Genomic DNA, 2,536 nt, shown 5'->3' on the forward strand with positions numbered 1-2,536 from the left:
TGCATCGATGCGCTGTGGCGCCACCAGCCCCGGCGCCCACACCACCATCGGAATGTGGAAGCGGTCCATCGGCAGGTCGCTGCGCCCGCGGGCGATCGAGCTGTGGTCGGCGACGAACACGAACACGGTGCGGCCGAACCAGGGGTGGCTGCGCGCCTTCTCGACGAAGCGGCCGATCGCGTGGTCGGTGTACTTCACCGCGCCTTCGCGGCCGGTGCCGGAGGGAATGTCGATGCGCCCTTCCGGATAGGTGAAGGGCCGGTGGTTGGACGTGGTCATCACGTGCGCGAACACCTTGCGGCCCGCGGCATCGCGCGCGTCGATCTCGCGCAGCGCGAGGTCGAACAGGTCTTCGTCGGCCACTCCCCAGATGTTCTCGTGGTGGATGTCGGCCTTGTCGATCGCCGTGCGGTCGATCACGGTGTAGCCGTTGCCGCCGAAGAAGCTGGCCATGTTGTCGAAGTAGCTGTAGCCGCCGTAGAGGTACAGCGGATCCCAGCCCTGCTCGCGCAGCACGCCGCCCAGCGTGAACAGCCCGCCGTTGTCCGGCCGCATCGGGATGGCGTGGCCCGGGGTCGGCGGCACCGACAGCGTCAGCGCCTCGAGACCGCGCACGGTGCGCGTGCCGGTCGCGTACAGGCGGGTGAACATCAGCCCCTCGCGGCCGAGGCGCTCGAGGTTGGGCGTGAGGCCGCGTGCGCCGCCCAGGCTCTCGACGAACTCCGCACCCAGGCTCTCCACCGACACCATCACCAGGTTCAGGTCGCGGCGCGGCCCGGCAGGCAGCACCTCGCGGCGAATCGGCATCTCCGCGCTGGGCGCCAACCGGTAGTGCGGGGACGCCGACAAGCGCCGCTGCAGCAGCGACACCACCTGCTCGCGCGGCAGCGTGGCGTAGAAGCGCTGGTAATCGATCTGGTTGTAGCGCAGCGCGTGGAAGAACTCCCACACGCCGTTGCCGGCCAGCTGCACCAGCTGCGGCTGCTCCAGGCGCTCCTTCCAGCCCGAACCGATCGCGGCTGTCGTGACGACCGCGACGCCGGCGTAGACCATCGCGGCCAGCGTGCGCGCGCCGAAGCCCGGCGCGGGGAAGGCGGCCACGCGCGCCAGTGGCCGCCGCACGCGCAGCGCCAGCAGCAGCGTGACCGCTCCGATGCCTGCGAACATCGGGCCGAGCGGATAGGACTCGCGGATGTTGCCGATCACCTCGCGGGTGTAGATCAGATAGTCGACGGCGATGAAGTTGAAGCGCGAGGCGAACTCGTTCCAGAACACGAACTCGGCCACGCTGACGAAGACGGCCGCGCCGAGCAGCGCCGCGGCCAGCACCGATGCGCCGGCGGCCAGCGCGCCCAGCCCGCGCCGGCGCGGCCACAGCCATCCCAGCAGCACGAGCGGCAGGCCCCACCACAGTGCCACGGCAGCGTCGTAACCCAGGCCGAGCAGCAGCGCCGGCAGCAGCCGGGTCGGGCCGAACAGCGAGGCGTCGGCGTTGAACAGCAGCAGGCCGAGGCGCGTCAGCGTGCTCAGCGCGAGAAAGGCGGCGAACAGCGGCGCGGCCAGGGCCAGCCGGGAGGTCGAGGCCGAGATGCGGGACGAAATGGACGGCGGCATGGGCGGCATGGGCAGGACGGACCGGCCCCCTGGCCGGCTGCCGCACTGTGCCGTGGCCGCATGAAGCCCAGCTTAGGGCCGGGCCGCGGCAACGCCGCTTACTTTCCCTTGCGGATCGCCGCCTCGTCGGCCTGGTCGAAGCGGCGGTTGTCGCAGCGCTGGTTGAAGGTGGCGCGGTCGGCTTCGAGCGCGCCGATGCGGGCGTTGAAGGCGTTGCTGCGGGCGTCGAACTCGTCGATCGCCTTGTCGCGCGCCAGTTCCTTGTCGCGATGGGCCTGCAGCGCCTCGAGGCTGGTCTTGTCCAGCGCCTCGAACTCGCTCTTGAGCACCTCGCCCTGGCGGATCAGCTCGGCCTTTTCCTTCTCCAGCTGTTCGCGCTCGCGCAGGGCGCTCTGGCTGCCCTCGACCACACGGGATTCGATCGTGAGGCACTCGCGCAGCTCGGCGCGCGTCATCAGCGGGCCGGCGCCCTTGCCGCTGCCGAAGATGCCGATGCGCAGCTTGTCGCTGGCGGCATGCGCGGACGGCACCAGGGTGAACCCCAGGGCGAACAGGATGACGGCGGAACGGATCATGGACGGGCGTGTGCGAGCCTTGGAAGCCGCGCATCATGCCATCGGCGGCGCCGTTCACAATCGCATCATGACCTCCACAGCATTGCGCGTCGGCCTGGTCGGCTACGGCTATGCCGGCCAGACCTTCCACGCCCCGCTGATCGCCGGCGTGCCCGGCCTGCAGCTGGCGGCCGTGGCCAGCCGCGATGCGGCGCGTGTGCACGCCGACTGGCCGGCGGCCGAGGTGCTGGCCGACCCGCAGGCCCTGCTGCGCCGCGCGGACATCGACCTCGTCGTCATCGCCAGCCCGAACGACACGCACTTTCCCCTGGCCCGCGCCGCGCTGGCGGCCGGGCGCCACGTGGTGG

Annotated in this window: 3 protein-coding genes; 1 reads left to right on the forward strand and 2 read right to left on the reverse strand. The window is 71.1% G+C overall.

Features of this window, described 5'->3' with window-relative positions; genetic code table 11:
* Both AB7U92_RS25775 and AB7U92_RS25780 read right to left on the reverse strand, forming a co-directional pair.
* Positions 1-1,614 (reverse strand): LTA synthase family protein (locus tag AB7U92_RS25775; RefSeq protein ID WP_428583498.1); only part of this gene is annotated, 1,614 nt, incomplete at its 3' end.
* Positions 1,615-1,712: 98 nt separating this feature from the next.
* Positions 1,713-2,189, reverse strand: coding sequence for a hypothetical protein (locus tag AB7U92_RS25780; protein ID WP_428583500.1), 477 nt, complete (start codon positions 2,187-2,189; stop codon positions 1,713-1,715).
* A 67-nt stretch (positions 2,190-2,256) separates the two neighbouring features.
* On the opposite strand from AB7U92_RS25780, the gene AB7U92_RS25785 reads away from it, so the two are divergent.
* A partial coding sequence (locus AB7U92_RS25785) for a Gfo/Idh/MocA family oxidoreductase (protein WP_428583502.1) occupies positions 2,257-2,536 on the forward strand: 280 nt, incomplete at its 3' end.

The sequence above is a fragment of the Piscinibacter sp. genome, from assembly GCF_050175855.1.
GTDB lineage: Bacteria > Pseudomonadota > Gammaproteobacteria > Burkholderiales > Burkholderiaceae_C > Piscinibacter.

Bases quoted from the DNA above. Each gene is read 5' to 3' on its own strand.
- AB7U92_RS25780 (WP_428583500.1), bottom strand. From the start codon at position 2,189: ATGATCCGTTCCGCCGTCATCCTGTTCGCCCTGGGGTTCACCCTGGTG.